At 65.4% G+C, this 25,284-nt stretch carries 24 protein-coding genes and 1 pseudogene; 14 read left to right on the top strand and 11 right to left on the bottom strand.

Features of this window, described 5'->3' with window-relative positions:
- Positions 1 to 8: 8 nt before the first annotated feature.
- The 5 genes from WKC72_RS25890 to WKC72_RS25870 all read left to right on the top strand — a co-directional run bounded on the left by WKC72_RS25890 (position 9) and on the right by WKC72_RS25870 (position 3,318).
- Positions 9 to 593 carry a hypothetical protein gene (locus WKC72_RS25890; RefSeq protein ID WP_370184514.1) on the top strand — a complete coding sequence of 195 codons (585 nt, stop codon included), beginning with the start codon at positions 9 to 11 and terminating at the stop codon, positions 591 to 593.
- Between the two features lie 123 nt (positions 594 to 716).
- Positions 717 to 1,379 (top strand): TetR/AcrR family transcriptional regulator, encoded by a 663-nt coding sequence (locus WKC72_RS25885; RefSeq protein WP_370180160.1) that lies wholly within the window; start codon positions 717 to 719, stop codon positions 1,377 to 1,379.
- Positions 1,380 to 1,466: 87 nt separating this feature from the next.
- Positions 1,467 to 1,919: a hypothetical protein gene (locus WKC72_RS25880; protein ID WP_370180157.1), complete on the top strand. Its 453-nt coding sequence runs from the start codon at positions 1,467 to 1,469 to the stop codon at positions 1,917 to 1,919.
- A gap of 482 nt (positions 1,920 to 2,401) precedes the next feature.
- Entirely contained in the window at positions 2,402 to 2,599 is a 198-nt protein-coding gene (locus WKC72_RS25875) for a hypothetical protein (RefSeq protein WP_370180155.1), read from the top strand.
- A gap of 419 nt (positions 2,600 to 3,018) precedes the next feature.
- On the top strand, positions 3,019 to 3,318 hold the full coding sequence (locus tag WKC72_RS25870) for a hypothetical protein (RefSeq protein ID WP_370180153.1): 300 nt from the start codon (positions 3,019 to 3,021) through the stop codon (positions 3,316 to 3,318).
- Positions 3,319 to 3,405: 87 nt separating this feature from the next.
- Here the strand turns inward: WKC72_RS25870 and WKC72_RS25865 are convergent, their stop codons facing one another.
- The 4 genes from WKC72_RS25865 to WKC72_RS25850 all read right to left on the bottom strand — a co-directional run bounded on the left by WKC72_RS25865 (position 3,406) and on the right by WKC72_RS25850 (position 5,444).
- A complete protein-coding gene (locus WKC72_RS25865; protein WP_370180151.1) occupies positions 3,406 to 3,873 on the bottom strand; it encodes a hypothetical protein in 468 nt (155 codons plus the stop codon).
- Between the two features lie 56 nt (positions 3,874 to 3,929).
- On the bottom strand, positions 3,930 to 4,139 hold the full coding sequence (locus WKC72_RS25860; protein WP_370180149.1) for a glyoxalase: 210 nt from the start codon (positions 4,137 to 4,139) through the stop codon (positions 3,930 to 3,932).
- A gap of 33 nt (positions 4,140 to 4,172) precedes the next feature.
- Positions 4,173 to 4,487 carry a hypothetical protein gene (locus WKC72_RS25855; RefSeq protein WP_370180147.1) on the bottom strand — a complete coding sequence of 105 codons (315 nt, stop codon included), beginning with the start codon at positions 4,485 to 4,487 and terminating at the stop codon, positions 4,173 to 4,175.
- Between the two features lie 297 nt (positions 4,488 to 4,784).
- Positions 4,785 to 5,444: a TetR/AcrR family transcriptional regulator gene (locus tag WKC72_RS25850; protein WP_370180145.1), complete on the bottom strand. Its 660-nt coding sequence runs from the start codon at positions 5,442 to 5,444 to the stop codon at positions 4,785 to 4,787.
- Positions 5,445 to 5,588: 144 nt separating this feature from the next.
- Here WKC72_RS25850 and WKC72_RS25845 point away from each other — a divergent pair, with 144 nt between their 5' ends.
- The 8 genes and pseudogenes from WKC72_RS25845 to WKC72_RS25810 all read left to right on the top strand — a co-directional run bounded on the left by WKC72_RS25845 (position 5,589) and on the right by WKC72_RS25810 (position 15,179).
- Positions 5,589 to 7,133: a flavin-containing monooxygenase gene (locus WKC72_RS25845; protein ID WP_370184512.1), complete on the top strand. Its 1,545-nt coding sequence runs from the start codon at positions 5,589 to 5,591 to the stop codon at positions 7,131 to 7,133.
- Complete coding sequence (locus tag WKC72_RS25840) at positions 7,130 to 8,047, top strand: metal-dependent hydrolase (protein ID WP_370180143.1); 918 nt, start codon at positions 7,130 to 7,132, stop codon at positions 8,045 to 8,047. Before WKC72_RS25845 ends, WKC72_RS25840 begins: the two co-directional genes overlap by 4 nt.
- An 11-nt stretch (positions 8,048 to 8,058) precedes the next feature.
- Positions 8,059 to 9,162: a 2Fe-2S iron-sulfur cluster-binding protein gene (locus WKC72_RS25835; protein WP_370180141.1), complete on the top strand. Its 1,104-nt coding sequence runs from the start codon at positions 8,059 to 8,061 to the stop codon at positions 9,160 to 9,162.
- Positions 9,159 to 9,671 carry an SRPBCC family protein gene (locus WKC72_RS25830; RefSeq protein ID WP_037227817.1) on the top strand — a complete coding sequence of 171 codons (513 nt, stop codon included), beginning with the start codon at positions 9,159 to 9,161 and terminating at the stop codon, positions 9,669 to 9,671. The genes WKC72_RS25835 and WKC72_RS25830 overlap by 4 nt, the downstream gene beginning before the upstream one ends.
- Positions 9,668 to 11,154 (top strand): annotated as a pseudogene (locus tag WKC72_RS25825) (aldehyde dehydrogenase family protein). Before WKC72_RS25830 ends, WKC72_RS25825 begins: the two are co-directional and overlap by 4 nt.
- On the top strand, positions 11,154 to 12,125 hold the full coding sequence (locus WKC72_RS25820; protein WP_128638816.1) for an SDR family oxidoreductase: 972 nt from the start codon (positions 11,154 to 11,156) through the stop codon (positions 12,123 to 12,125). The pseudogene WKC72_RS25825 and the gene WKC72_RS25820 overlap by 1 nt, the downstream one beginning before the upstream one ends.
- Positions 12,122 to 13,960, top strand: a complete 1,839-nt coding sequence (gene fadD11, locus WKC72_RS25815) for a fatty acid--CoA ligase FadD11 (protein ID WP_370180138.1) — start codon at positions 12,122 to 12,124, stop codon at positions 13,958 to 13,960. Before WKC72_RS25820 ends, fadD11 begins: the two co-directional genes overlap by 4 nt.
- Before the next feature lie 91 nt (positions 13,961 to 14,051).
- Positions 14,052 to 15,179, top strand: a complete 1,128-nt coding sequence (locus tag WKC72_RS25810) for an acyl-CoA dehydrogenase family protein (RefSeq protein ID WP_370184510.1) — start codon at positions 14,052 to 14,054, stop codon at positions 15,177 to 15,179.
- A 451-nt stretch (positions 15,180 to 15,630) separates the two neighbouring features.
- On the opposite strand, the gene WKC72_RS25805 is transcribed toward WKC72_RS25810, so the two are convergent.
- The 5 genes from WKC72_RS25805 to WKC72_RS25785 form a co-directional block, all read right to left on the bottom strand.
- On the bottom strand, positions 15,631 to 16,728 hold the full coding sequence (locus WKC72_RS25805; RefSeq protein ID WP_370180136.1) for a C45 family autoproteolytic acyltransferase/hydolase: 1,098 nt from the start codon (positions 16,726 to 16,728) through the stop codon (positions 15,631 to 15,633).
- Between the two features lie 169 nt (positions 16,729 to 16,897).
- Positions 16,898 to 17,182: a 3-hydroxyacyl-CoA dehydrogenase NAD-binding domain-containing protein gene (locus WKC72_RS25800; protein ID WP_370180134.1), complete on the bottom strand. Its 285-nt coding sequence runs from the start codon at positions 17,180 to 17,182 to the stop codon at positions 16,898 to 16,900.
- Entirely contained in the window at positions 17,179 to 17,979 is an 801-nt protein-coding gene (locus WKC72_RS25795; protein WP_370180131.1) for a crotonase/enoyl-CoA hydratase family protein, read from the bottom strand. The genes WKC72_RS25800 and WKC72_RS25795 overlap by 4 nt, the downstream gene beginning before the upstream one ends.
- Positions 17,976 to 20,162: an acetate--CoA ligase family protein gene (locus tag WKC72_RS25790; protein WP_370180129.1), complete on the bottom strand. Its 2,187-nt coding sequence runs from the start codon at positions 20,160 to 20,162 to the stop codon at positions 17,976 to 17,978. The genes WKC72_RS25795 and WKC72_RS25790 overlap by 4 nt, the downstream gene beginning before the upstream one ends.
- A gap of 2 nt (positions 20,163 to 20,164) precedes the next feature.
- Positions 20,165 to 20,938: an enoyl-CoA hydratase/isomerase family protein gene (locus WKC72_RS25785; RefSeq protein WP_370180127.1), complete on the bottom strand. Its 774-nt coding sequence runs from the start codon at positions 20,936 to 20,938 to the stop codon at positions 20,165 to 20,167.
- A gap of 504 nt (positions 20,939 to 21,442) precedes the next feature.
- Here WKC72_RS25785 and WKC72_RS25780 point away from each other — a divergent pair.
- Complete coding sequence (locus WKC72_RS25780; protein WP_245973292.1) at positions 21,443 to 22,867, top strand: amino acid permease; 1,425 nt, start codon at positions 21,443 to 21,445, stop codon at positions 22,865 to 22,867.
- A 203-nt stretch (positions 22,868 to 23,070) separates the two neighbouring features.
- On the opposite strand, the gene WKC72_RS25775 is transcribed toward WKC72_RS25780, so the two are convergent.
- Together WKC72_RS25775 and WKC72_RS25770 are read right to left on the bottom strand one after the other, a co-directional pair.
- Positions 23,071 to 23,979, bottom strand: coding sequence for a MurR/RpiR family transcriptional regulator (locus WKC72_RS25775; RefSeq protein WP_370180124.1), 909 nt, complete (start codon positions 23,977 to 23,979; stop codon positions 23,071 to 23,073).
- A gap of 375 nt (positions 23,980 to 24,354) precedes the next feature.
- Complete coding sequence (locus WKC72_RS25770; RefSeq protein WP_112302276.1) at positions 24,355 to 24,900, bottom strand: dihydrofolate reductase family protein; 546 nt, start codon at positions 24,898 to 24,900, stop codon at positions 24,355 to 24,357.
- Positions 24,901 to 25,284 lie beyond the last annotated feature (384 nt).

Below are 25,284 nucleotides of genomic sequence, written 5' to 3'. Positions count from 1 at the left end.
TGGCTGGAATGGGTTTGGTGCAGCGGTTGCTCGGGCAAGACGGATTCGAACCGATTCGCGTGGTGACCGAAGTGAGCGCGTCCGGCGAGGCGAATCGGGAAGAAATTCCCGTGGAGCAGGTCGTAGCGCTCCTGCGGGAGCGTGTGTACGGCGCGATGACGTGTTTGGCGACGCTTGCCGTCCTCGTCCGCTACACGGCTCCCGACACGAGCCCATGGTCTCGGGTCCTGGATGTCGCGGTGGCCACCGGCGGGCTCTGGGCGGCGAGCCTGCTGGCCGACTGGGTAGCGCACCTCGGCGCGCACCACAGTGCTCCGCGCGGACGGGCAGCGCTGCGGATGCTGCAGGCCTCCGGCCAGATTGTAGAGGCCGCGGTCTTGCCCCTGCTTGTATTGATCGCAGCTGCCGTCGGACTATTGAGTCTATCCAACGCGATGTGGATCGCGATGTGGATCCTCGTCGTCGAACTTGGGGTAATTGCTCTGTTGGCCGTACGGATGGCCCAATTACGTTGGTGGCAAAAGCTGTTCACCATCACAGGTTTGGTCGGAGTGGGCGTACTCGTGGTCTGCATCAAGATCCTCGCGCATTAGGTTGGACCGTGTGTGGCGACTGCTTGCGGACTGGAGTAGCCGCCAAGGTTGAGGAATTCGTCAATATTGATGACACGCGGGTACTGTAGGGCAAGGTCGGACGGATCAGGAGAAGGGCACGGCATGACTGAGCAGATCACCGATGCGCCGAACCGCCTGGAACGGCGCAAGGCGCGTACCCGCGCCGCACTCGTACGCGCAGCCCAGTCCTTCATGGCGGCAGGGAAGCTTACCGCCCCGATACTCGAGATCACCCAGGCCGCAGATGTCGGAATGGGGTCGTTCTACAACCACTTCCAGAGCAAGGAGGAGCTCTTCCACGCGGCCGTGGAGGAGGCCCTCGACCGCCACGGCGCGGTACTCGACGAACTGACCGCCGATCTGGACGACCCTGCCCAGATCTTTGCGCAGAGCTTCCGTCTGACCGGACGCCTGCATCGCAGAAATCCCGAACTGAGCAAAGTTCTGCTCCGCGACGGGCCGAGTCTGGTCGGCTCGGACAAAGGCCTGGCGCCGCGAGCTCGCCGCGATATCGAGGCAGCTGCCCGTGCGGGCCGGTTCAACGTGCGCGACCCCGAACTGGCCCTGACGATCACAGCGGGGGCCGCGCTCTGTCTGGGTCAACTGCTGCACGACCACCCCGAACGTGACGACGCGGAGGACACCGACCAAGTCACCGAGGACCTGTTGCGCATGTTCGGTCTCTCGGCCGACGAGGCCCACGAGATCTGCCGACGCCCCTTACCCGACGCCGACGATCAAACCCACGGCGCAACCGCTACATAGTGTGTCCGAATGTGCGGGGCGGACACGACACTGACCGAGATGAGCGCCGGCGCCGGTCGCTCGGGGTGATAGCTGCAGAGATGAAGGATGCAGTATTACCTCACCACCACAGAAAGCGGGCACGCGAACGGCGATCATGTGCTGGCGCCGCAGGAGTACGAGCAGTTCCTTGAGCACCAGCGCGATTTCGCCGTGCGTCGTTTGTTTGTCCAAACGGCTCGGAAAACGAAGGCCCTCAGCTTCCGCGAAGCCGTTGTGCAGGTGTCCGACTGGCTCGCCACCTACCCTCCGGTGCACGACACCGACGGATCAACCCGGGGGCTTGTGTACGGCGGCAAGCGGTTCTACAACCTCGGTTCGGCCACTGTGCACGGTTACAAGTGGATGCATGAATCACCGAGTGTGCGGTGGCGCTGTTCGAGGCGAACGCTCTTGACCCGGCAGACCTGCGCAACGAGAAGTGCACTATCCGAGGCATCTGTCCGCCGCAGTTTCCACCTGGGCGGCCCTGTCTCGATAGGTCCGCGGTCCGCTAGCTGAGCTGACGTAATCGGGGAGGTTGTCGGCGAGTTGCTCGAATAGGGTCGGCCCTCCGCGGCGAAGCCAGGTCAGCCGGCCGCGGTCGAGATGACCGCCGTCGAGAAGATGGGAGAGACGATGCTGCTGCGCGGGGACGCCGAGCTGACGGAGTTTGGCCGAGGAACTGGTACCGCTGGATCAGATGTGCGCGCACCGCGTCGATGTGCTGTTCTTCGGTGACGTCCATGACAGAAATTGTGGTCCCGGCGACGGTGCTCGGGAAGGGTTTCACCAAGCACCACAATTCTTTCGTACCGCGGTAGGGGAGCGGTGGCGGGTGACGTCGGTCGCCGGGCTGGCAACGATGCTCGGTGGATTGCATCGGCGCAGTCACCCCTCACGCCCCGCGGCACCATCATTTGGAGTGCGGCCGCACCGAGCAGGAGAGCACCGGATGACACCGACCGAGCACGACCTCGACCCCCGATATCGCCCGGGCGCGGATGTTCCGTGACCTGCTGGACGCCGAGATCGCGGCGCTCACGGCCCAGATCGAGAGCACCCGGCACGCAGGCCACACCCAAGACGGGGAGCTGGGTGCAGGTCTGCGCGGCCAACTCGCCGAGGCGCATCAGCTGGTGGCCGGGCTGATCGCCCGGTACCCGGATCTGCGAGGCACCGAGCGACCGTCCAGGGACTGATCAGCGTCCTGGATCAGCGGCGGCGGTCCATCGGTGGGCGGTCGCGGTCGATGACGGGCGCCTGATCTTCGCTGACGCCGAGGACCTCACCATCGATCCCAGCACCGGCCGCCATGCGGAATCGGAGTTGGCGCCCAAGCCGGTCACATCCCCGAGGAAGTGATAGGCGGACGGACAACGCAAGCCACCCACGGCTGCGTTCACCGGGCGGGTCCCGCGACCTGTTCAGGCGGAGGGTCGGTGGGTACTCCCGGTCGGACAGGATCGGCGGCGTCGTCGATCTCGGGTACTGATGGAGCGGGGCGACAGGTGATGGATCTGGTGAGTGGTACGGCACGGGCGGTGACTGGAGTGGGTGCGGCTGCGACGGCTGGCCTCGGCGCGGCGGTGGAGCTGCGGTCGGCGGTCTGGTCGGCAGTTTGAAGGGTGCGGCAGTCGGGGCCCAGGAGGGCGCCCGGCGTGGAAGTCATCGACGGGTCCTCGAGCAACTCGAACTCGGCACGAGGCCGGACGAGCCGGGGTCCGGTGAGCAGTTGACCGGCACCGGGGTCACGACCGGTGCCGGAGCGAAGGCCGCGGCCGCGTCGGCGGTCCCGGCCGCACCCGCGGCCGAAGCGAACACTCCCATTCCTGCCGGGAAGGCGGTGCGGGGGGCGCCGGACGCCGGCGAAGGCAGCCCCTTCGTCGACACCGTGACGGTAGGCCCGACGCGGACGTAGCGGGCTCGCGTTCGCTTCCACGGACTTTTCGGACACGGTGGCGCCGTCGAGCACCGTGGTTGCGGTGCTCGACGGCGCCACCGGTTTTTAGGTGTTGTTCGCCGTCCGCGGGGTGTGGTTGCGGGCTTCGATGGCCGCGACGGTCTTGTCGAACGCCTTTCCCAGGACGCGTGTGCCGAAGACGCCGAGCACGGCCCCGAGCGCTCGTCCTTTGAGGTTCTTGCCGTCGCGGACCACGACGGCGTCGACGTCGGTCGTTCCGTCGGGCCGCGGGGTGAGGGTGTAGGTGTGGCCGGAGTTGCCGCCCCACAGGTTGGAGTCGGTGGTCGTCATGACGACGCGGTGGGGGTCGGTCCAGTCGTAGTGCAGGCGTTCCCAGGCCCCGCCCGATCCCTCGGTGACGTCGGCGTGGTCGGTGCCGAGTTCGTGCACGTGGAGGTAGTCGTCGGCGCTGTTGCCGAACAGTGCCTGCCGGCCGGGCCCGAAGTCGGTGAGTGCGTCGAGAAACTGTTCGGGTGTCGCGGTGGTGGTCTGGTGCAGGTGGATCGTGGACATGGTGTTCTCCTGGGTGCGTGGTGAACGGTGAGGGGGTGACCGGGTGTCGAGGGCAGTTAGAGGGGCGACTCTGTCCCGGCCTGTTCGGCGACCATGTAGGCGGCGTACCAGTCGGGCCAATTCGGATCCGCTGTGCCGGTGCGCTTCTCGTGTTCTCCGTGAGCGATTGCCGCGCGAATCGGCGCACTGGTCAGGTCGGTGGTGCTACTGAATGTTGTTGCCGCGGTGGTGACGTTCTGGGGGGAGCGGGTGTCGGTGGTGCTCATGGTTGCCTTCTCGCGGGGTCTCGCCGGGCCGCTCTACATCTGGGTGTTGCTGTTCCAGCCGGCCAGGATCTGGTCGAGCACGATGGTCTCGGCGCGCCGGTCTTGCCGCTGGTCACGCTGGCGGTCGTGCTGACGTTGCTGCATGTCGTTGTCGCGGTCGAGCGGATTGTCGTGGGTGACGGCGGCGGCGACGGGCTGCGCGGAGTTCGACGGTGCGGTGGTGGCGGTGGCGGCGCCGACCGGGATGAGGCCGAGTGCGGCGGCCGCGGCGGCGACGGCGGCCAGTCGCTTCCAGGAGGAGGTGCTGGTGGCGGAGTGTGCGATCGGGTGCAGCTGTGTGGTGCTCATGGTGGGTGTTCCTCATTCGAGTGCCGCGGGCCCAGCGTCTGCGGCTACTCGAACGGTGTGTGTGGGGGCCGGAAGCGTTACGCCGACCAACCCCGGAGCTAGTGTGATGTGCGTCACTTACCGGAGCGGCTGTTGCGGCGGATCGGTGTCGATGGGTCGAGGCGGCATGGCATCACCGGCTGCAGTATCACGTCGGTGCGGTGATGCGCGGGCGATGGGGTGAACGTCGCTATCTAGTCGCACATCCGCGCGCTGATCTCTGCGTTGCGCTGAGATCGGAGCCATGGACATTGAACGTTACCTTGTTGGATCCGGGGTGCTGTTGACATTGACTTGGGCTTCGATCACCAACGAAATGTGCTCTATGATACGGCTTTTGGAGATTCGGGAGTTTCCGGTGAGCCAGTGCTGGTACAGGAAGGCGAGTGCGCCGAAGATCGCTATCGAGTTGAGTTGACTGGTGACCTTGTCGCGTGTGTCGTCGCCGCTCAGCCTGTCGAGTGATGCCGCGATCGGCGCCGTGAATTCTTTCACGAGTTGCTCGCCGCGTTGTGCGAGCTCTGGGACGCTCTGCGACTCGACGAACATGATCTTCCCGCGGCGACGATCTTTTGCGATGTAGTCGGTAAAGGCGCGGACGACGTGCCGAACAAGGTCGTGTGGCTCCGTCGGGGATGTTTGCAGCGCCGTGATCAACGTATCGCGTGCGGTGAGGACGACACGGTCCAAGACGGCAACCAGGAGTTCATCCCTGCTGGCGAAGCTCTCGTAGAAGTACCGCTCGGTGAGGCCTGCTTGACGGCAGGTTGCCCGCATCGTCGTGGCGGCTGCGCCGTCCGTCCCCATGATTTCCAGGCCTGCTTCGATCAGTTGTTCGCGGCGTGCGGCTCGTCGGTCTTCGGGCTCCTGTCCGCGCCATCGGCGGGGGGCGCTGCGGCCGGTCTCGATTTCGGTCATGTCTTCATCCTCTCACTGCGGCGAGATGTGAGTCGGACGCGTGTGTGGCAGCCCGTTGTATGTTGACATCGACTGCTGTTGACAGCGGGTGATGTCAGTTCTAACGTTCTCGACATGCGCGGCAACAACGAGGAGGGCGTCCGAATGGTCAGGTCTGCAATACCGGTGGAAATTCCGGTCGATAGCGTCGGTCGCGCACCCGAAAGGGTCGAGGTACTCATCGTCGGCGCGGGATTCGGTGGGCTGGGAACTGCGATCAGGCTGAAACAGGACGGCATCGAGGACTTTGTCGTGCTCGACCGCGCGGACGACATCGGTGGAACGTGGCGGGTCAATACCTACCCGGGAGCGCAATGCGACATCCCCTCCATCCTCTACTCATTCTCGTTTGCTCCCAACCCGAACTGGACCAGGCTTTACCCGCTGCAGCGCGAGATCCACGACTATCTACGCGCCTGCGCTGAGAGGTTCGGCATCGTCTCGCACCTGCGGATGGGTCATGACGTGCAGGACGCAACCTGGGACGACGACTCGCAGGTCTGGCACGTGACCACTACTCATGGAAACTGGGAGGCGCGGGTTCTGGTCGGGGCGATGGGCCCGTTCAGCGAACCTGCGGTTCCGAACCTTCCCGGACTGGCGGATTTCCAAGGTGCCGTCTTTCACTCGGCCGCCTGGGACCACGAGCACGATCTCGCAGGAGAAAAGGTCGCAGTGATCGGAACCGGCGCTTCTTCGGTGCAGATCATCCCCCGAATCCAGCCGATCGTCGGTTCGCTGACGGTGTTCCAGCGCACCCCGACGTGGATACTTCCGCACCCCGACCAGCCGATGACCGGATGGCCCCAGAGGTTGTTCGCGCGGGTACCTATTGCCCAGCGGCTGGCACGGACCGGCCTCGATCTCGTCCAAGAGGCGATGGTTCCGGGGTTCGTGTACAGGCCGGCGCTGCTGAAGGGGCTGGCGGCGCTCGGCCGCGCCCACCTGCGCCGCCAGGTCCGCAACCCCGAACTGCGGACAAAGCTCACGCCCACCTATGCGTTCGGCTGCAAACGGCCAACGTTTTCCAACTCTTTCTATCCGGCGCTCGCGCGGCCGAACGTGGAAGTAGTCACCGACGGAATTCGTGAAGTGCGATCGAATGGGATCGTCACCGACGACGGCGTTCTGCACGAGGTCGACACGATCGTGATGGGAACGGGCTTCAGGTTGACCGACAATCCCGCGTTCGACGTGGTGCGAGGTCGAGACGGTCGCACGTTGGCGGAGGCGTGGAACGGCAACGCCCGAGCCTATCTCGGCACCACTATCAGTGGATTCCCCAACTTCTTCATGTTGCTCGGCCCCAATTCCGTGGTCTACACCTCGCAGGTTGTGACCATCGAAGCTCAGGTTGCGTACATCCTCAGTTGCCTGCGGGAAATGAACTCGCAGGGGGTGACGAGTATCGACGTCCGCCCCGGGGTCCAGCAGGCGTTCGTCGACGAGGTCGACAAGAGGCTTCAGACCTCGGTCTGGAACACCGGCGGGTGCAACAGCTATTACCTCAGCGGAGAGGGACGCAACTTCACCTTCTATCCGGGATTTAACCGCCGCTTCCGCGCGCGGACGCGGCGGGTGGACCTCAACCAATACATCGTCAGCAGGGCCGGAGCCTCGGCGAAGTCGACAGTTAGGACAGCAGGATGATTCCGTTTCCCCGAATCGGCCGAAACCCTGTGGTCGATCCTGTAGGTGCGCGACGGTACACGGACGAAGCGCACGCGATCAATGCTCGTGACGTCGAGTTCTCTTGGGATGGAGTGCCGTTGCACTATGTTCCCGACGAGCCGATGGCCACGCATGTCATCAACTTCATGCACCTGGTACTTCCGGAAGGCGAGCGCGCGATGTCCGCGACGTTGGCCGAGGCACTGCCGCTGATCGAGGACGAAAGGCTCCACGAGGAAGTGGTCGGGTTCGTCGGCCAGGAGGCGACCCACGCCGCTTCGCACAAGGGGGCCCGTGAACACCTCGCGGAACTGGGCATGGACATCGAACCGATGGCGAAGAAGATGGACTGGCTCGTAGACCGGATTCTGGGAGACCGAGGGTTGTCCGGCCGTGCGAAACGGGCGTGGTTGTGTGAGCGGCTGGGCTTGTTTGCCGCCATGGAGCACTACACCGCGGTGGTGGGAGAGTGGTTGCTGACGGACCCCGCGCTGGAGAAGGCGGGCATGCATCCGGTCATGCTCGACATGGTCCGGTGGCACGGCGCCGAGGAGGTCGAGCACCGCAACGTCGCCTTCGACGCCTACATGTACGTCGACGGCAGCTATGCCCGGCGGGTACGAACGGCACTGATCGCCAGCCTCACGCTCATCCTGCTGTTCCTGACATCGATGAACTACCTCTTCCGCACCGACCCGTCGACGGACAAGGGTCGCTTCTGGCCCCTGCAATTGATCCGTGCAACCAGGCGGGGGCTGGTGCCCAACATCAAATTCCTGATCACGGAGATCCCGCCGTATCTCCGTCCCAGCTTCCATCCCTCGCAGATCGGTGACATGGATGTGGCGATGCGCTACCTCGCACGGTCGCCTGCCGCCAACCGCTCCCACTGAGAAGGCCACTCATGACAATGACGACGTCGGATAGTTCCGCAGGCTCGGACTCCGATACGCCCGACTTCGAACCGTCCAGGGTTCTCCGGCTGGCCGCGCGGGCGACGGTCGCGTACCGGCACGTGTTCGCCGCCAGTCGTGCAGCTCCATGGCTGTCCAGGCCAAAGCCGGTGCGCAACTGGGGGTTCGATATGAATCTGATTGTTGCGGAAGTACGGACCGAGGCGGCTGATGTTGTGAGCGTGAAAGTGGCGTCGCCGGACGGAGGCGATCTTCCGTCCTGGATCCCAGGCGCTCACCTCGACCTGATCCTGCCGTCGGGAAAACAGCGGCAGTACTCTCTGTGTGGCGACCCCGATGATCTCTCGTCCTACCGCATTGCGGTGCGCCGGATCGACACCGGCCTGGGTGGTTCGCGGGAGGTTCACGACTCCCTGCGAACCGGGACCCCGATCACTGTGCGCGGGCCACGCAACGCCTTCCCGCTGGTGGCGGCGGACTCGTATCTGTTCGTCGCGGGCGGAATCGGAATCACTCCGATCCTGCCGATGGTGAAGAGATGCCACGACAGAGAGCTGCCCTGGCGGCTGGTCTATCTCGGACGCTCCCGAGCGACCATGCCATTCCTCGACGAACTCGCCCGGTACTCGCGTGGCCAGGTCGAGATCCGGCCAGACGACGAATTCGGGCCACCCGGCATCGCCGGAATCGTCGCCACCGCTTCGCCTGGTGCGGCCGTCTACATGTGTGGCCCGACACCACTGATGACGACCGCACGTCTGGTGATGCGCGAGATCGACCCGACCGGATCGTTGCACACCGAACGCTTCTCACCACTGCCTGTGGTCGACGGCCGCGAGTTCGAGATACGCCTCGCCCGCCGAGGGACAACCGTGTCAGTCGGGCCGGACGAGACGGCGCTGGCCGCGATCCGCCGGGAGGTCCCCGGCGTCGCCTACTCATGCCGGCAAGGCTTTTGCGGCACCTGTCGCGTGCGCGTCCTGGCCGGCGAGGTCGATCACCGCGACAGGATCCTGACGCACAACGAGCGGGAGAATTCGATGCTGATCTGTCTGTCCCGCTCGGCCGGTGGATCGCTGGTGATCGACCTGTGACGCGCTGGTACCCACTCGCCGCCACCGACGACGAGTTCCTCCAGACCGCCAGATTCCGGCTCGTGCACGTCGTGTATTCGTCGACGGACACCGACCACGTGTGGAGTGTGTTGACCGCCCACGACGCACTGGTGTCGTGGGCGCGACTCATCACGGCAAGCGAGTGGACATCGCCACGCCCCTTCGGCGTCGGTACCACCAGAACCGTGACGATTGGACACGGGGCCGCAGCTCTGAGGGAATGCTTCTACCGCTGGGACGAGGGCAGAAGGATGACCTTCACCGCCGAGTCCGCCAGCAGACCGGGGTTCCGCCGGTTCGCCGAGGACATCACCCTGGAACCGACGCCCGACGGAACCCGGCTCACCTGGACCTTTGCCATAGACACCACGCCCGGGTTCGCCCCATTCCTCGAACTGTCCCTGCCAATCCTCCGTCGGGTGACACGTGGATGGGCGAACGCGCTCGCCGACAAGGCGCTCGACGAACCGAAGGGCACTACCCGATGATCACCACCTCGCCTGCGGCCGACATGTTCGATGTGATCAGTCCGGTGACCGGACGGGTGGTCGGCACCCACCCACGCGGGTCGGCCGACGACATCGACGACGCGGTTCGCCGCGCGCATGAGGTCGCCGGGTGGTGGGGGGGCACTGGGATTCGATGCACGGGCCCGGCGACTCGATGCGTGGCGGGGCATCATCGCCCGTCGCGCACCGGAACTCGCTGAGCTCACCCATATCGAAATGGGTAAGCCGCGCGCGGACGCAATGCTCGAGATTGCGATGGCCTTGGAACACCTCGCGTGGTCGGCGAAGAACGCCGCCCGCGTACTGGGTCGCCGCGCGGTCCGCTCCAGCCTCCTCACCGCCAACCAGTCGGCCAGCGTCGAATATCTTCCCCTCGGAGTCGTGGGGGTGATCGGACCCTGGAACTACCCCATCTTCACTCCGCTCGGTTCTCTATCCTTCGCGCTCGCAGCCGGGAACACCGTGGTCTACAAGCCCAGCGAGTACACCCCGGGCGTCGGTGTGTGGTTGGCCCAGACATTGTCCGAGGTCGTGCCGGAACACCCGGTTCTGCAGGTGGTCACAGGTGACGGCTCAACAGGAGCTGCACTGTGCCGATCGGCCGTGAACAAGATCGGGTTCACCGGTTCCACCGCCACGGGAAAGAAGGTGATGACCGCGTGCGCGGAGACACTCACCCCGGTCCTGATGGAGTGCGGCGGAAAGGACGCCTTGATCGTGGACGCTGACGGCGACCTCGAGGCGGCTGCCGATGCGGCCGTGTGGGGTGGGCTCTCCAACGCCGGTCAGACCTGCCTCGGGGTGGAGCGGGTGTACGTGCACGAAGAAGTATTCGACGCGTTCGTCGATCGGGTGGTCACTCGTGCACGCACGATCCGGGCCGGGTCCGGTGGGAACGCCCAGATCGGCCCGATCACCATGCCCACGCAAATCGACGTCATCCGCCGCCACATCGACGACGCGATCGGAAAGGGCGGCCGCGCCGTACTCGGAGGGCCGGACGCCATCGAGGGCAACTTCGTGCAGCCGACCATTCTGGTGGACGTGCCGGAGGACAGTGTTGCGGTCACCGAGGAGACATTCGGGCCGACACTGACCGTAACCAGGGTGCGGGATATGGACGACGCGGTCGAACGGGCCAATGCGAGCCGATACGGATTGGGGTTGAGCGTCTTTTCCCGCCGACGCGGAGACGCGATCGCGACAAGAATCCGCACCGGCGCAGTGTCGGTCAATTCGTACGTCATGTACGCCGCTCGTCCCGAGCCTGCCGCTGGGTGGTGTCGGAGATTCCGGATTCGGCCGGGTCCACGGTGCTGACGGGTTGAGGGAATTCACCTTTCCCCGTGCGATGACGAGGCAGCGATTCCCGTCGATTCTGCCGCTCACCACGTTTCGGCGCACACCACGGATCGACGCCCTGGTCCGCGTTCTCGTCAGACTGCTCCATGGAAGGCATTGATGATGGCCACGTACAGAACCCGATCGACTGTCGCTCGCACCCTGAGAGACCTGGGACTCCCACTTCCCGGTCGAGGCGCCGAGTACAACGTTGCCGGCAAGGTGGTCCTGATTACCGGCGGAGGCGACGGTATCGGACTGGCATCGGCGCGAGCGCTGCATGCCCGCGGCGCGACCGTCGCGCTGATCGATGTCAATCAATCCGCGCTGACGGCAGCCGAATTCGCGCTCGGCCGACGGCGGGTTCTCACCGTGGTCGCCGATGTCCGCGACCGTCTCGGCATGGATGCGGCCGTGCACGGGGTGATCGAGCGGTATGGGCGGATCGATGTGGTGGTCGCGAACGCCGGAGTGACCCCGCCCCCCTCCACCCTCCGCCAGATCGATCCGGCGGGCTTCGACCGCGTGATCGACATCAACCTCACCGGTGTCTTCAACACCGTCCATCCTGCGATCGACGAAGTGATTACGCGACGCGGTCACATCGTGGTGGTGTCGTCCGCGGCGGCCTTCGCGCCCGGTCTCGGTGGTGCGTCCTACATGATCAGCAAGGCCGCCGTCGAACAACTCGGCCGGGCACTCCGTCTCGAACTCGCCGGCTACGGCGCCTCCGCAGGTGTGGCGTACTTCGGGATGGTCGACACCCAACTGGCTCGGGCGACGCTCGACGACGACGAGATCGGCAGAAGGCTCGATGCGCGTCTTCCTCGTTCGCTGCGTCGCCGTATCAGTCCGGAGGAGGCCGCGACTGTGATCGCCGATGCTGTTGCTCGTCGCGCCGGTCGCACCCTCGCTCCAGCGGCATGGCAACCGTGGGCACTGGGGCGCGGACTGGTGAACGTGCTCGCCGACGGCTACCTGGCAGCCGACGCCGAATGCCATCAACTGATCCGGGAACTCGAAGAACGCTCCATCACAACACATCCGAGTGGATCTGCAGCTGCAAGTTCTGAACCGAGGAGTACGCCATGACCATCGAGGAAGCGCCCCACACGCTGTGCGCAGCATTTCAACGCACCGCCGCCGTCGACCCGGACGCAATCGCGCTGCGAACGGTCGGCGATTCACAAACGCTGACCTGGCGGCAATACTCGAGCCAGGTCCGCGAGGTGGCGGCCGGATTCGCCGCACTCGGGGTCCGCCGCGGGGACACCGTCGCCTTGATGATGGCCAATCGTGTGGACTTCTATCCCATCGATGTCGGAGCGCAGCATGTTGGGGCGACGTCGTTCTCGATCTACAACACGCTTCCCCCATCTGCCATCGCATACGTTCTCGGCAACGCCAAAGCCAAGGTCGTGGTGTGCGAGGCCCAGTACGTGGAGCGGATCAGGGAATCCGGCGCACTGCTGGAGCAGATCGTCGTCATCGATGCGGGAATGGCGCCGGCCGGGACGCTCGCCTTGGACCAGATGAAGGCTCTCGGCTCACCGGACTTCGACTTCGACGCCGCGTGGCGCTCTGTGCGGCCTGACGATGTTGCAACCCTGATCTACACCTCGGGCACTACCGGCAACCCGAAAGGGGTGGAGTCGACTCATGCTGCATTGTTGTTCGAGGCCAGCGCGGTGTGCTGGATCCTCCCGATCGAGTTCGGAGATCGCATCACCTCCTTCATGCCGTCGGCACACATCGCCGATCGGATGACGGCACTGTACTTCCACATGGTGTTCGGAACGCAAGTCACCGTGGTCGCGGACGTGCGGCAGATCGCTGCCGCACTGCCCGACTGCCGGCCGACCATCTGGGGCGCGGTGCCGCGTGTCTGGGAGAAGCTGAAAATCGCGGTCGAACGGGCGGTGTCGAACGAACCGGACGACGCACGACGGAACGCGTTGGAGTGGGGCCTCGATGTCGGCGCACGCCGGATCGAGATGCTCCGGGCAGGTCTCCCCGTACCGGAAGAACTGGAACACGACTTCGTCAAGGCAGAATCCACGGTGTTGGCGCCGATGCGCGCCGAACTCGGATTCGACAAGCTCAGATGGGCCGTGTCAGGGGCGGCACCGATACCCGCCGACACGTTGGCGTTCTTCGCAGGACTCGGGCTGCAGATCTCCGAGATCTGGGGGATGTCGGAACTGACCTGCATCGCCAGCGCGGCCCCGGCCGATCCCGCCAAACTCGGAACGGTCGGCAAGATCGTGCCCGGCATGGACATGCGGGTCGCGAACGACGGTGAGCTTTTCGTTCGTGGGCCCCTCGTCATGAAGGGTTACCGGGGAGAGCCTGCCAAGACCGCCGACGCCGTTGACGCCGACGGATGGCTGGCCACCGGTGACGTGGTGTCCGTCGACCCGGACGGGTACCTCACCGTCATCGACCGGAAGAAGGAACTGATCATCAACTCCTCGGGGAAGAATATGTCCCCCGCTACGATCGAGAACGCGATCAAAGCCGCTTCCTCGCTCATCGGCGGCGTGGCCACCATCGGAGATGCGCGCCCCTACAACACCGCCCTCATCTCACTCGACCCCGAGGCCGCAGCGAGTTTCGCTGCAACGAAGGAGATCCGGGTCGATTCCGCGTCACTCGCGACGGACCGCGACATGATCGCGACGATCGCCGCCGCGATCGCGACGGCCAACGCAGACCTGTCTCGCGTGGAGCAGATCAAGCGCTTCCTGATCCTCCCAACCTTCTGGGAGCCGGGCGGCGACGAACTCACCTTGACGATGAAGCTGCGCCGCAAACCGATCGCCGAGAAGTATGCATCAGAGATCGAGCTGCTCTACCGCGACCCCCTCGCTCAGGGTGTGTATGAGCCCACCGCCGACCGGAAGTGGGAGGTTCCGGTGGGGAGCTGAGACCGCTAACCCATCGTGACCAATTCGCAACAACTTTGGAGACGAACCCTTGACTGCTCACACTGTCACCACGGAAAGCGCATCCCCATGGATGGACGACGAACTCGGCGCAGTTGCCGAACTCGCACGCAACTTCTTCGCCAAGGAGGTCACCCCCCACCAACGCCGGTTCGCCGAACAGGGCTTTCCGGACAAGGAGGTCTACGGCACTCTGGGCGAGCTGGGCTTGTCGGGAATGTCGATTCCCACGGAATTCGGCGGAGGGGGAGGAACTTTCGCCCACGATGCCGTCCTGTTTCACGAACAGGTGATGGCGGGTGACCACTCGCTCCAGCTCGGCGTGCACGCGGGAATCGTTCCGCACTACCTGAACGCATACGGAAGCCACGAGCAGAAGTCGCGATGGCTTCCCAAACTCACAAGCGGTGAATGGGTCGGTGCCATCGCCATGACCGAGCCAGGAACCGGCTCAGATCTGCAAAACATCACTACCAAGGCCGTGCGCGACGGGGGCGACTATGTCATCACCGGCGCCAAGACTTTCATCTCCAACGGTCGCAACTGTGACCTCGTCATCATCGCCGCCAAGACCGATCCCACGCTCGGCGGGAAGGGAGTGTCTCTCGTTGTCGCCGAGGTGACCGACGACACTCCCGGATTCTCGCGCGGACAGATCTTCGACAAGCTGGGCCAGAAGGGACAGGACACCACTGAACTGTTCTTCGACCGTCTCCGCGTCCCGGTGGACAACCTCCTCGGAGAACGCGAGGGTGCCGGATTCGTCCACCTGATGGAGCAACTACCACAGGAAAGACTGATCTGCGGCGTCGCCGCCGTCGCCGCGATCGAACGCGCAGTAGCTCTCACAATCGAGTACACCAAATCGCGGACAATGTTCGGGAAGACACTGTTCGACCTCCAGAACACACGCTTCGAACTTGCCGAATGCGCAACCCTCGCGCGGGTATCACGCACCTTCCTCGACGACTGCATCGACAAGCACCTGCGCGGCGAACTCGATGTCACCACCGCCGCAATGGCGAAGTACTGGTTGACCGACCAACAGTGCGCCGTGATCGACCGCTGTCTACAACTGTTCGGAGGGTACGGCTACATCCTCGAATATCCCATCGCCCAGATGTACGCCGACGCCCGTATCCAGCGCATCTACGCCGGATCCAACGAGGTCATGAAGGAAGTGATCTCCAGAGCACTGTAGCCATATTGGTAGCCGAATCATGCGTCAGCACTGCGTGACTACTCGAATGGCGCATCGTTTCGCAGCAACCGTGTGAGACGGCCTCCTGCTGCCAATCGTTGCTGCAGGCAACGCAGGCACCTTTCGCGGCGCACTCCTTACCGCGGCTATCCCAGATCTGGTGGCCGAGGCAGCGGAGCAGCGGCATGCTGAATCTGTTGGTCGAGCAGGGAACTTGTCGCTTCGCCTTTCGCCCGCCCTACCCCCGGCGTGAAGGCAGGATTGAGAAGTCCCACCGCAGTCCTCCGTTCGGTGACGGGTTACCGCGGATACCCCACTTGGCCCACCGCCCGTCCCCGGCAGTCGGCGACCAGGTGCCCCGGCCCTGCGACCCAATTTCTGCGTAGCGATCCGCCGGTTGTCCCGACGAGCCGTAATCGATCGCTCTGGACACTCGGGGAGTGATTGGTGCTCAGTGCGGTTCGGCTGTGAGTTCGGTCAAAGTGAGCGTCGCGGTCGTTCCGTGGTGGTTGCGGATGAGGATGGTCCGGTCGGTCAGGTTGGTGACGGTGGTGCACAGCGTGGTGAGGGGGTCTGTGCCGGCGGCGGTGCGGTGCACTCCGGTCGGGACGGGTGATCCTGTCAGCACCTGGGTGAACCAGTCGACGTCGGGTTCGAGGACGGGAACAAGGCTGTCGAGGACTTGGCCGCGGGCGAGGCTTTCCTCGCGTTGGCCGAGGTTCGCCGTCGCGGTGCCTGCGGCTGCCTGGTCGGGCGGGTTCGACATGAAGCGGATGTGGTTGGTGTGCCACTCGAATCCGTTATCGGGCGGGAGTTCTCGGACCGCGACCTGTCCGGCAGCGGCTTCCACCACGGCGACCCGGCCGCTTCTGGTGTCGCCGAGGGTGTAGGCGAAGCCGCCGGCGCTGGGGTTGCTGCGGAGGTAGTCGATGGCGTCGGTGAGCGTGGTGCACTGTTGCAGGCCGCGGGCGACGAAGTGTCGGCCTGGTGCGGCGATAGGGGTGGTGACCTGGATGTGGTTGATGCCCCACACCAGTCCGGCACCGTTGACGGTCAGGGTGTTGGCGGGCAGAAATCCCGGGTACCACTGCACGGTGACCGGGAGGTCGCCCTCGATGCGCAGGGTGAGCAGCATGAAGTGGCCGTCGAGGGCGGGGGCGCCGTCCTCGTTGTGGGCGACGAAGGACTGCGTTCCGCGCCAGGCGAGGTCGGTGCATCCGGTGCCGTCGTCGATGCCGATGTCGCCGCGGAGATTGGCCAACAGCAGATCCTCGTAGGGCACGGTCGCGCCGGTCGCGAGCGCGCGCAGCTCCTCGGTGTATCGCGGATAGGCGTGAGTGGTGGCCGCTACCACGTCGGCCAGGATGCGGCGGCCGCGATCGCTGCGGGTGAAGGATTGCAGGCCTTCACGTTCGGGCATCTTGCTCTGCACGGCGGTGATGGACTCTCGCGCGTACTGACCGAGGACTGTGAAGGCGGCGTTGCGCTCACCGGTTACCACCAGCCAGCGCAGGCCGGCGATCGTGGTCTCGTCGATGTGGGCGTTCATGGTGGGTCTCCTCGGCGGAAAATGGTAGCGGTCTCGGTGGCGGCCGGGATGGTGCCGGTGATCGGTGGGCAACGACGGTGCCTGGCCCGGGGCGGCAGGCCAGGCATCTGGTCCGTGCGTCTCGAGCCGGTGCGATCGGGGTGGATCGAGACTGCTCGTGTCAAATCGGTCAGGGTCGGGGGACGTGCAGAAGTAGGGTCTTGACCACCGGAATCGAGGACGTGTTGGTCGCCAGTAGTGCATCAGGGCGGGCGATCTCGTCGACACGGGCGAACAGGTCGAGCTCGAGCTCCTCGAACTCCGGGACGGCCTCGATGATGACCGATTGCTCACCCAACCGACAGTTCGGGTGCGGCTTGATCCGAGAGAGCGCGGCGCGGGCGGCGGCCTCGGCGATGCCCGCGCCCATGATGCCGCCACCGATGATCCCGACGCCGGGCTGAACGGCGCTCATCGGCCGCTGAACTGCGGGGTGCGCCGCTCGAGCATGGCCCCGACCGCCTCGAGGTGGTCTTCGGTGTGGTGGGCGATGGACTGCATCGCCGCGGACAACTCGAGGATGCTCTCGAGGCTCTGGTGCTGGGCTTCACGCAGCAGCCGCTTGGTCATCCGCAGCACGTGCGGCGGATTGGCCGCCACCCGTGCGGCCAGCTGGTGCGCGGCCGGGAGGAGCTGGTCGGGTTCGACGACCTGTGACACCAATCCCCAGTTCAGGGCGGTTGCGGCGTCGATCGCCTCCCCGGTGAACGCCATCTCGCTGGCCCGGGCCATTCCGACGGCCCGTGGCAGCAGCCACGCCCCTCCGTCGCCGGGAATGATCCCGACCTTGACGAAGCTTTCCGCGAACTTTGCTGTGCTGGAGGCGACCCGCAGGTCACACATCGCCGCCAGGTCGCAGCCGGCGCCGATGGCCGGGCCGTTGACTGCGGCGATGGTGGGAACCTCGCAGTGATGCAGCGCCCGGGGGATGCGCTGGATGCCGTGCCGGTAGCCCTGGCGCAGTTCGGCGGGTGTCCCACCGAACATGCCCGCTCTGTCGAGCATGTGCTTGACATTGCCGCCGGAGGAGAACGCGGACCCGGCGCCGGTGAGGATGGCTACCCGCACGCTCGGGTCACGGTTGACCGCGGTGACGGCGTCCTCGAGCGCGGCGATGGTGCCGGCGTCGGAGATGGGGTTGCGGGCTTCCGGGTTGTTGAGGGTCCAGACGATGGTGTCGCCGACGCGGTCGATCAACAGGGGGTCTCTCATATGTGGTCTCCAGGGTGGTTCTCGGACAGGACGATTCGCACGTCCACGGGCACGATGCCGGTGTCCGATGCGATCACGGGGTTGAGGTCGAGTTCGCTGATCTCGGGGCGGGCAGCGACGATGTCGCCGACCCGGACGAGGAAGCGGGCCAGCGCTTCCCGGTCGACGATCGGGAGGTGCCGGTAGCCGTCGAGCATGCGGGAGGCGATGGTCTCGTCGATCATCTCGTGGGCCTCGAGGTCGGTGAACGGGGCGGCGCGGAAGGTGACGTCCTCGAGGGCTTCGACCATGACGCCACCGGAACCGAAGGCCACCACCGGCCCGAAGATCGGGTCGCGGGTGGCACCGACGAGCAATTCGACACCGGTGTCGGCCATCGGGGTGACCACGATGCCGTCGATCACCGCGCCGGGCACGTTGCCGGTGACCGAATCGATGATCGCCTGGGCGCTGTCCGCGGCGGTGGCGGCGACCACGTTCAATCGGACTCCGCCGACATCGGACTTGTGGATGACCTGCGGGGACACAATCTTCAGTGCACACGGACGCGCGTATCCGGTCACTGCGGTGACGACGTCGTCGACGGTACGGGCGAGGGTCCAACCACCGATCTCGACGCCGGCGTCCTCGATGAGAGCGCGGGCGGTGGGCTCGTCGAGGATGCCCGCTCCGCTGGCCGCCCGCGGGGCAGGTTCCGGCAGGGCGAGTGCGGAGCGCTCGGCTGCGGTGGACAGCCGGTGCCCGCGCCGGTCGAGAGCGGCAACGACGCGGACGGCGTGGTCGATGGAATTGATCACCGCGACCCCACCGGCGCGCAGACGGTCGTGGTTGGCGACGGCGTCACCCGCGTAGCAACTCTGGACCAGGAGCGGCACACCATGGGAGGCGGTCAGCGCGAGCAGCGAGTCCGCGGTGGCGTCCTCCGCCTCGCGCAGGCTCGCGTCGAAGCGCAGGTGATAGCCGCCGAAGAGACCGACGATGAGCACCAGGCCGACCGCCGGGTCGCTCATCAACGCGTCGACGGCGGCGGCGAAGACCGTGGGATCGGCGTCGGTGGCTCCGGCCACGTCGACGGGGTTGACCACCGACGCCGGTCCACCGAGCAGCTCCCGCAGGATCTGCTGGGTCTGATCGCCGATCTGCGCGAGTTCGATTCCGCGCGCGGTCAGCGCATCGGCGGCGAGTGTGGCGTGCCCGCCGCCGTCGGAAAGAATGGCGACCTTACGGCCGGGAGCAATGGGCGCTGTCGTCGCCATGGCACCGGCCACGATGGCGAGTTCGTCGGAGCGGTCGACCAATTCGACACCGGCCTGGCGGAGCACCGCGGTGGCGACGGCATCGGATCCGGCGATAGACCCGGTATGCGAAAGCGCGGTGCGTTGCCCGATCTCCGAGCGGCCGCCTCGCAGCACCACCACTGGCTTGTCCTGCACTGCGCTCGCGGCGGCCTGTAGGAATGACCGGCCGTCCGCGAAGCCCTCCGAATGGATGGCGACGGCACCGGTGCCCTCGTGCCGGGACAGTTCGGTAACGCATTCGTCGTAGCGGACATCCGCCTGGTTACCGAGACCGACATAGGCATGGAAACCCGGTCCCTTCAGCGCGCGGTTGTCGTTGACCAGGGACAGCAGCATGTTGCCGCTCTGGGTGATCACGCTGATCGGCCCCACGGGTACGTCCTGTAGCCCAACCAGATTGGCCCCGGTGGACACGTTGAGCATCCCGGAGGTGTTCGGGCCGATCAGCCGAATACCCGTTTCGGCGATGGCCTCGGCGAGGGCCGCATCGAGGTCGGCGCCCGCATCCCCGGTTTCCTTGAACCCATTGGCCAGCACGACCGCCCCGGCGATGCCGACGGCGGCACACCGGCGCAGTGCGTCCGGGATCGCCGCGCCGGGTAGCGCGATCAGGGCGACGTCGATGCCATACGGCAGCGCATCGATCGAGGGGACGACCTCGAGCCCGAGGATCGCGGTGGCCTTCGGGTTGACTGGGTACACCGGGTGCTGAAACCCGGACTGCTGCAGCGCCCGCACGGCCTGGAAGCCCCGCTTGGTCGGGCTCGTCGAGGCGCCGACGATCGCGATCGAGCGGGGGTCGAAGAGCCGTTCGAGTGCCGTGCGGGTCACCGGGGACGGGGGAGTGGCGACCGCGACGGCGGAGGGCTGTGCCATGGTGGGCATCTCTACTTTCCCTGGAAGATCGGGGTGCGGCGTTCGGCGAAAGCGGTCACACCTTCGGCCCAGTCCTGCGTGCCCATCAGCGCGAGCAGTTCCTGCGGTTCGGTGTCGAGCACCACCTCGAGCGGGTCGTTGCGGCGCAGCGCCGCCTTCATCCGAGCCAGGGACAGTGGCGCTTTCGCAGCCAGGGTGCTGGCGAGGGCGTGCGCTGCCTCGAACACCGTGTCGGCGGGAACCGCGGAGTGCGCGAGCCCCCACTCGAGGGCCTGGCTGCCGGTGAAGCGTTCGCCGAGGATCAGCATGTCGGTGGCCCGGCGCAATCCGACCAGGCGGGGCAGGCGGTTGGTGACGCCGCCGCCGACGAAGGTGCCGATGCTGACTTCGGGGAAGCCCATCTGGGCGTCCTCGGCGATGACGAGGAAGTCGGCGCTGACCGCCATTTCTGCGCCGGCGCCGAGTGCGTAGCCGTTGACCGCGGCAACGACCGGAATGTCCATCCGCTGGATCTGTTCGCATACCCGCTGGGCGAGGTCGAGGTAGTGCGCCTGCTCCTCGCGGCTGCGGGTACCGGAGTTGTGGGCCTTGAGGTCGGCGCCGACGCAGAAAGCGCGGCCCGTGCCGGTGAGGACGACCGCGCGCACGTCCGGGTCCGTGTCCGAGGCGACCAATTCGTCGATCAGCGTCTGGTACAGCTCCTCGCTCACCGCGTTGAGGCGGTGGGGTCGGTTCAGGGCCAGGGTCGCGGTCGAACCCGATCGGGTTGCCAGGACGGTCGTCATCGTCTCACGTCTCCTTCTTGTCGATCATCTTGTAAAGCTCTGTCCGACTGACGGTTTGACTGCAGGGTTCACGTCTGCTTCCGGGAGCCGTCAGCAGTCCCACTCGGTGCTCGCGCTCGGACGCTGTTCGTCCCGACGCGAGGAGCGGGGCCTCATGTGATCCATACAACAGCATCGCAATCCATAATGCAAGCATATTTGCACTAGATCGCTTTGATGCAAATCGACCCGCACTGTGTCTGTGGCGCGTGTGCCGATCTGCCCCTCCGGGTTCGCCGAGGGGCGGGGTCGAGATGTCCCCGCCGACGCCCCGGCTTGCGTCCTTTCGTCCGTCACTCCGCGCGGGGTGTCATTTGTGCAGGTCCACCCGCTCTCACGATTGTGATGTGAAGTTTGCACAATGAAGAATGTATGCAAATGTACTTGCATGACGCGGCTGGGGCGTGTTTCATGACTCCTGGCAGTTACCTGGGTCACATCCCGAGTTCTATGGAAGAAGGCGTCGTGCCAACATCGCTCTCCAGCTCAGAGAATCTGAAGCACTCCATCAACACCCGCCAACTGACGATGATCGGCATCGGCGGTGTCATCGGTGCCGGCCTGTTCGTCGGCAGCGGCAAGGCGATCTCCTCGGCCGGACCCGGCATCGTCCTGGTCTACCTGTTCACCGGTCTGGTCATCATTCTGGTGATGCGGATGCTCGCCGAACTGGCGACCGCGAGTCCGGAGACGGGATCGTTCTCAACCTACGCATCCCGTGAATTAGGTTCGTGGGCAGGATTTTCCGTCGGATGGCTCTACGCATATCATTGGTGTGTGACGGTCGCGTTCGAGGCGATCGCCGGTGCCGCGATCGCGAACCAGCTGATACCCGTAGTGCCCACCTGGCTCTACGCGCTGATCTTCATGACAGTGCTCACCGGGGTGAACCTCGCTGCCGTGACATCGTTTGCGCGATTCGAGTTCTGGTTCGCGATGATCAAGGTCACCGCGATCGTGTTGTTCATCGGCGTCGGCATCGCCGCGATCTTCGGCGTGCTCCCGCATTTCGACTCGCCCGGAACCTCGAATCTGCTCGGCCACGGCGGACTGTTTCCCAACGGCGTCACTCCTCTACTGATCGCCGTCCTGACGGTCTTCTTCTCCTACTTCGGCACCGAGCTGGTCACCATCGCAGCCGGCGAGGCCAAGGACCCGGTCGTAGCGGTCCGCAAGAGCATGCGCAGCGTCGCCTGGCGCATCCTGCTCTTCTACGTCGGCTCCATCCTGGTGGTCGTCACGCTGCTGCCGTGGGACACCGCCGAAGTCACCAAGAGTCCCTATACCGCCGTGCTCAACCTGCTCGGCCTGCCCGGCGCACAGACCATTATGAATCTGGTCGTACTCACCGCCGTGCTGTCGTGCCTGAACTCCGGCATCTACTCCTCGTCCCGAATGCTGTTCTCCCTGTCACGCCGCGGCGAAGCCCCCGGTGCACTCGGGACCACCGGCAAGTCCGGGGTACCCGTCAAGGCCGTCCTCGCCGCATCGAGCGCCGGGTTCCTGGCGGTGATCGCGAACTACTTCCTGCCCACCGGTGCAGTGTTCACCTTCCTGCTCAGCTCCTCCGGGGCCGTCGCCGTGGTGGTCTACCTGTGCATCTGCGGAACACAGATCGCCGGACGTCGCAAGAAGACCGCCGAGGAGAAGGCGGCCCTGCCGGTCAAGATGTGGGGCTTTCCGTACCTGTCCTACCTCGTCGGCCTCATCCTGCTCGCCATCGTCGGCGGCATGGTCTTCACACCCGCCACCCGTACCCCCCTCGCGCTGACCATGATCGTCACCACCCTCGCGGTGGCGGCCGGACTCATCCACCAGCGTCGCAAGACGGCCTCCGCAGCCGAGCAGGCCGGCGACGTCGACGCAACCCTGTCGAAGTCCCCGCAGTAGCAACATTCCTTCGCCGCACAAGTGGGGTGCACCCGAAGTCGGGGTGCACCCCACCACTGCATCGAACCGTGTGAGCCGCGGTGCCTCCGCAGACGATCAGCCCGCGAGTACACGGCAACAGCGAGCTGTACGAATCTCCGAACGGCACGAAGTGGTCCGCTTCCCGCCGCGAATTCCCCGCGATGCATGCGGGGCCATCTCCGTCAGATGTCGGGTCGTTCGGTGGCGTAGACGCGAAAGCTGCTGAGGAGTTTCTCCTCTTCGAGGAGGGTTTCGCGGACCTGGTGTCCGAGCAGGTGGGCGACTCCGCCGGACATCGCCTGGGCAAGGGAAGTGAAGGCTGTCATGGACCTGAGCACCGACGCGCTCGAAGCATCGATGTAGAAGGTGTCGTGTGCCGGGCCGGCGAGGGGTGAGCTGGCGTTGTCGGTGAACGCGATGACGTGCGCACCGCTCTGCCGCGCCCACTCCGCCGCACGGATGGTGTCGGCGCTGTAGCGGTGGATCGACATCGCCACGAAGCTGTCGCCCTCCCGGACGCGACGCAGATCATCGGTCAACGAACCGACACTCGCTGTGACCGTCTCGACGTCCTCGCGCAGCATCCGCAACAGATACCCGAGCAGGTATGCCGGTGCGTGGCATTTGCGCAGTCCCATGACGTGTACCCGAGGTGCCTGCGCCAGGTGCTCGACCGCGGACTTCCACGTCGCCTCCTCGATCCGCGCAAAGGTGCGGGCGATGTTGGCCTGATCGAGCGCCACCGTCTGCTCGAGCAGGCCGGCCCCCTCGGAGGCGACATGCTCGAGATTGTCGAACCGGCGCAACAGCTGCGCCTGCTCCTGAAGTCGCTCACGGCACAGTCGGGTCAGTCCGGGATAGCCCTTCAGGCCGAGGCCGGTCGCGAACCGCACCACGGTCGCCTCGTTGACACCGACAGCGGCCGCGAGCTCCGAGATGGTCATGAACGCCACTGCCTCCGGGTCGGACATCACCCGCTCGGCGATCTTGCGATGCGAGGGAGACAGCGACCCCGAACGTGCACGGATTTCGACGAGAAGCTCGTCGAAGGACTGGGGCCCCGTGGTGGTGTTTTCAGCCTTCGTGCCCATGCGGCCTCCTCGTCCGTGACGATCCATATGTCGAGTCCAAGCCAACTCGATCGCAGGATGGTGAATTGCTTCCGAAAGAGCATCTGCAAGCATAGTTGCACTACGTGACCCGTCCACCGTCATCCGAGGTCTCGAAAGCGGGTATCCGGCAATGCAGTGAGACGGTAATCCCCGCGACGCGGCAACGACGCCCAGTAGGGCCCGCAACGATGCTGCCCCGTCGTCGCCCACCGCGGACCGCGATGTGGCGACGGCCCCGCAGACCACCGCGGCCACTGGCAGACTCCCGGAGCAACGGTCGACAACAGTCGCACTTCGATCACAGCGGCAACCACACTCCCGAATATGAACAGCAGGTGGTCCTGGGTGGTGTCCTCAGTTGGTGTAGCGCAGTAGACAGACGCCGTTCTGGAAGCCTCGTGCCTCCACCAGCTGCAGCCTCGGCATCTCGTATCCGTCGGGAAACAGCCGTCGTCCCCGACCCTGGACGGCGGGGTACACGAACAGCCGGTACTCGTCGACCAGGCCAGAGACGATCAGGGCGTGGGTCAGCGTGATACTGCCGGTGACCACGATGTCGCGGCCCTCCTGTCCCTTCAGGGCCCGCACCTGGGCGATCCAGTCGCCCGTGAGCAGGGTCGAGTTCCGCCACTGCGGGTCGGTCATGGTCGAGGAGACGACGTACTTCTGAATTTGGTTCAGCTCGTCGGTGATGCCCGTCTGGTCGTCGGTCTGTCGGGGCCAGTAGCCGCGGAAGTCCTCGAACGTCTGCCGACCCAGCAGCATCGCGTCCGCGCGCTCGGACTGCCGGCGGGTCGCCTCCAGTAGCTGCGGATCCTGGTCCGTGGGGTCGAACCAGTCGCCGAGCATCTCGATGGAGCCGTCGAGGGTGATGTTCTGGGTGATCGCGAGTTTCCTCATATCAGATACTGACCCCGCCACGGTCGTAAAATCATCGCCAACAGGCACAGCCCCATCTGTGGCGCTGCGGTCGAGCACTGGATCGACCTCATGGCGGGGAGCCGGTGAGTGTAGTCGGCAAGATCACGGACTGGGCGGGGCATTCACCTGAACAGGTTCACACCATGCGGGACGGATTGGCGGACCTCGAGCGCCGGGGACTTTGCCGTGATCTACGACTAGTCCCGAGCACGCCGAAGAAATCGTGGGATCCCGTCACGTAACTGGGCAAGCGGGGCGCATCAATCGACGGTGGCCCCCGATGGTTGCACCTACCTCTGTCTCGGGGCCGAGTCCCCAGATGTATCGAAGTTCTCAGACGCAGCCCCGGCAGATCCGCTGTAC

It is taken from the genome of Rhodococcus wratislaviensis, assembly GCF_041228765.1.
Taxonomy (GTDB): domain Bacteria; phylum Actinomycetota; class Actinomycetes; order Mycobacteriales; family Mycobacteriaceae; genus Rhodococcus_F; species Rhodococcus_F wratislaviensis.
This window is presented reverse-complemented; position numbering and strand designations above follow the sequence as displayed.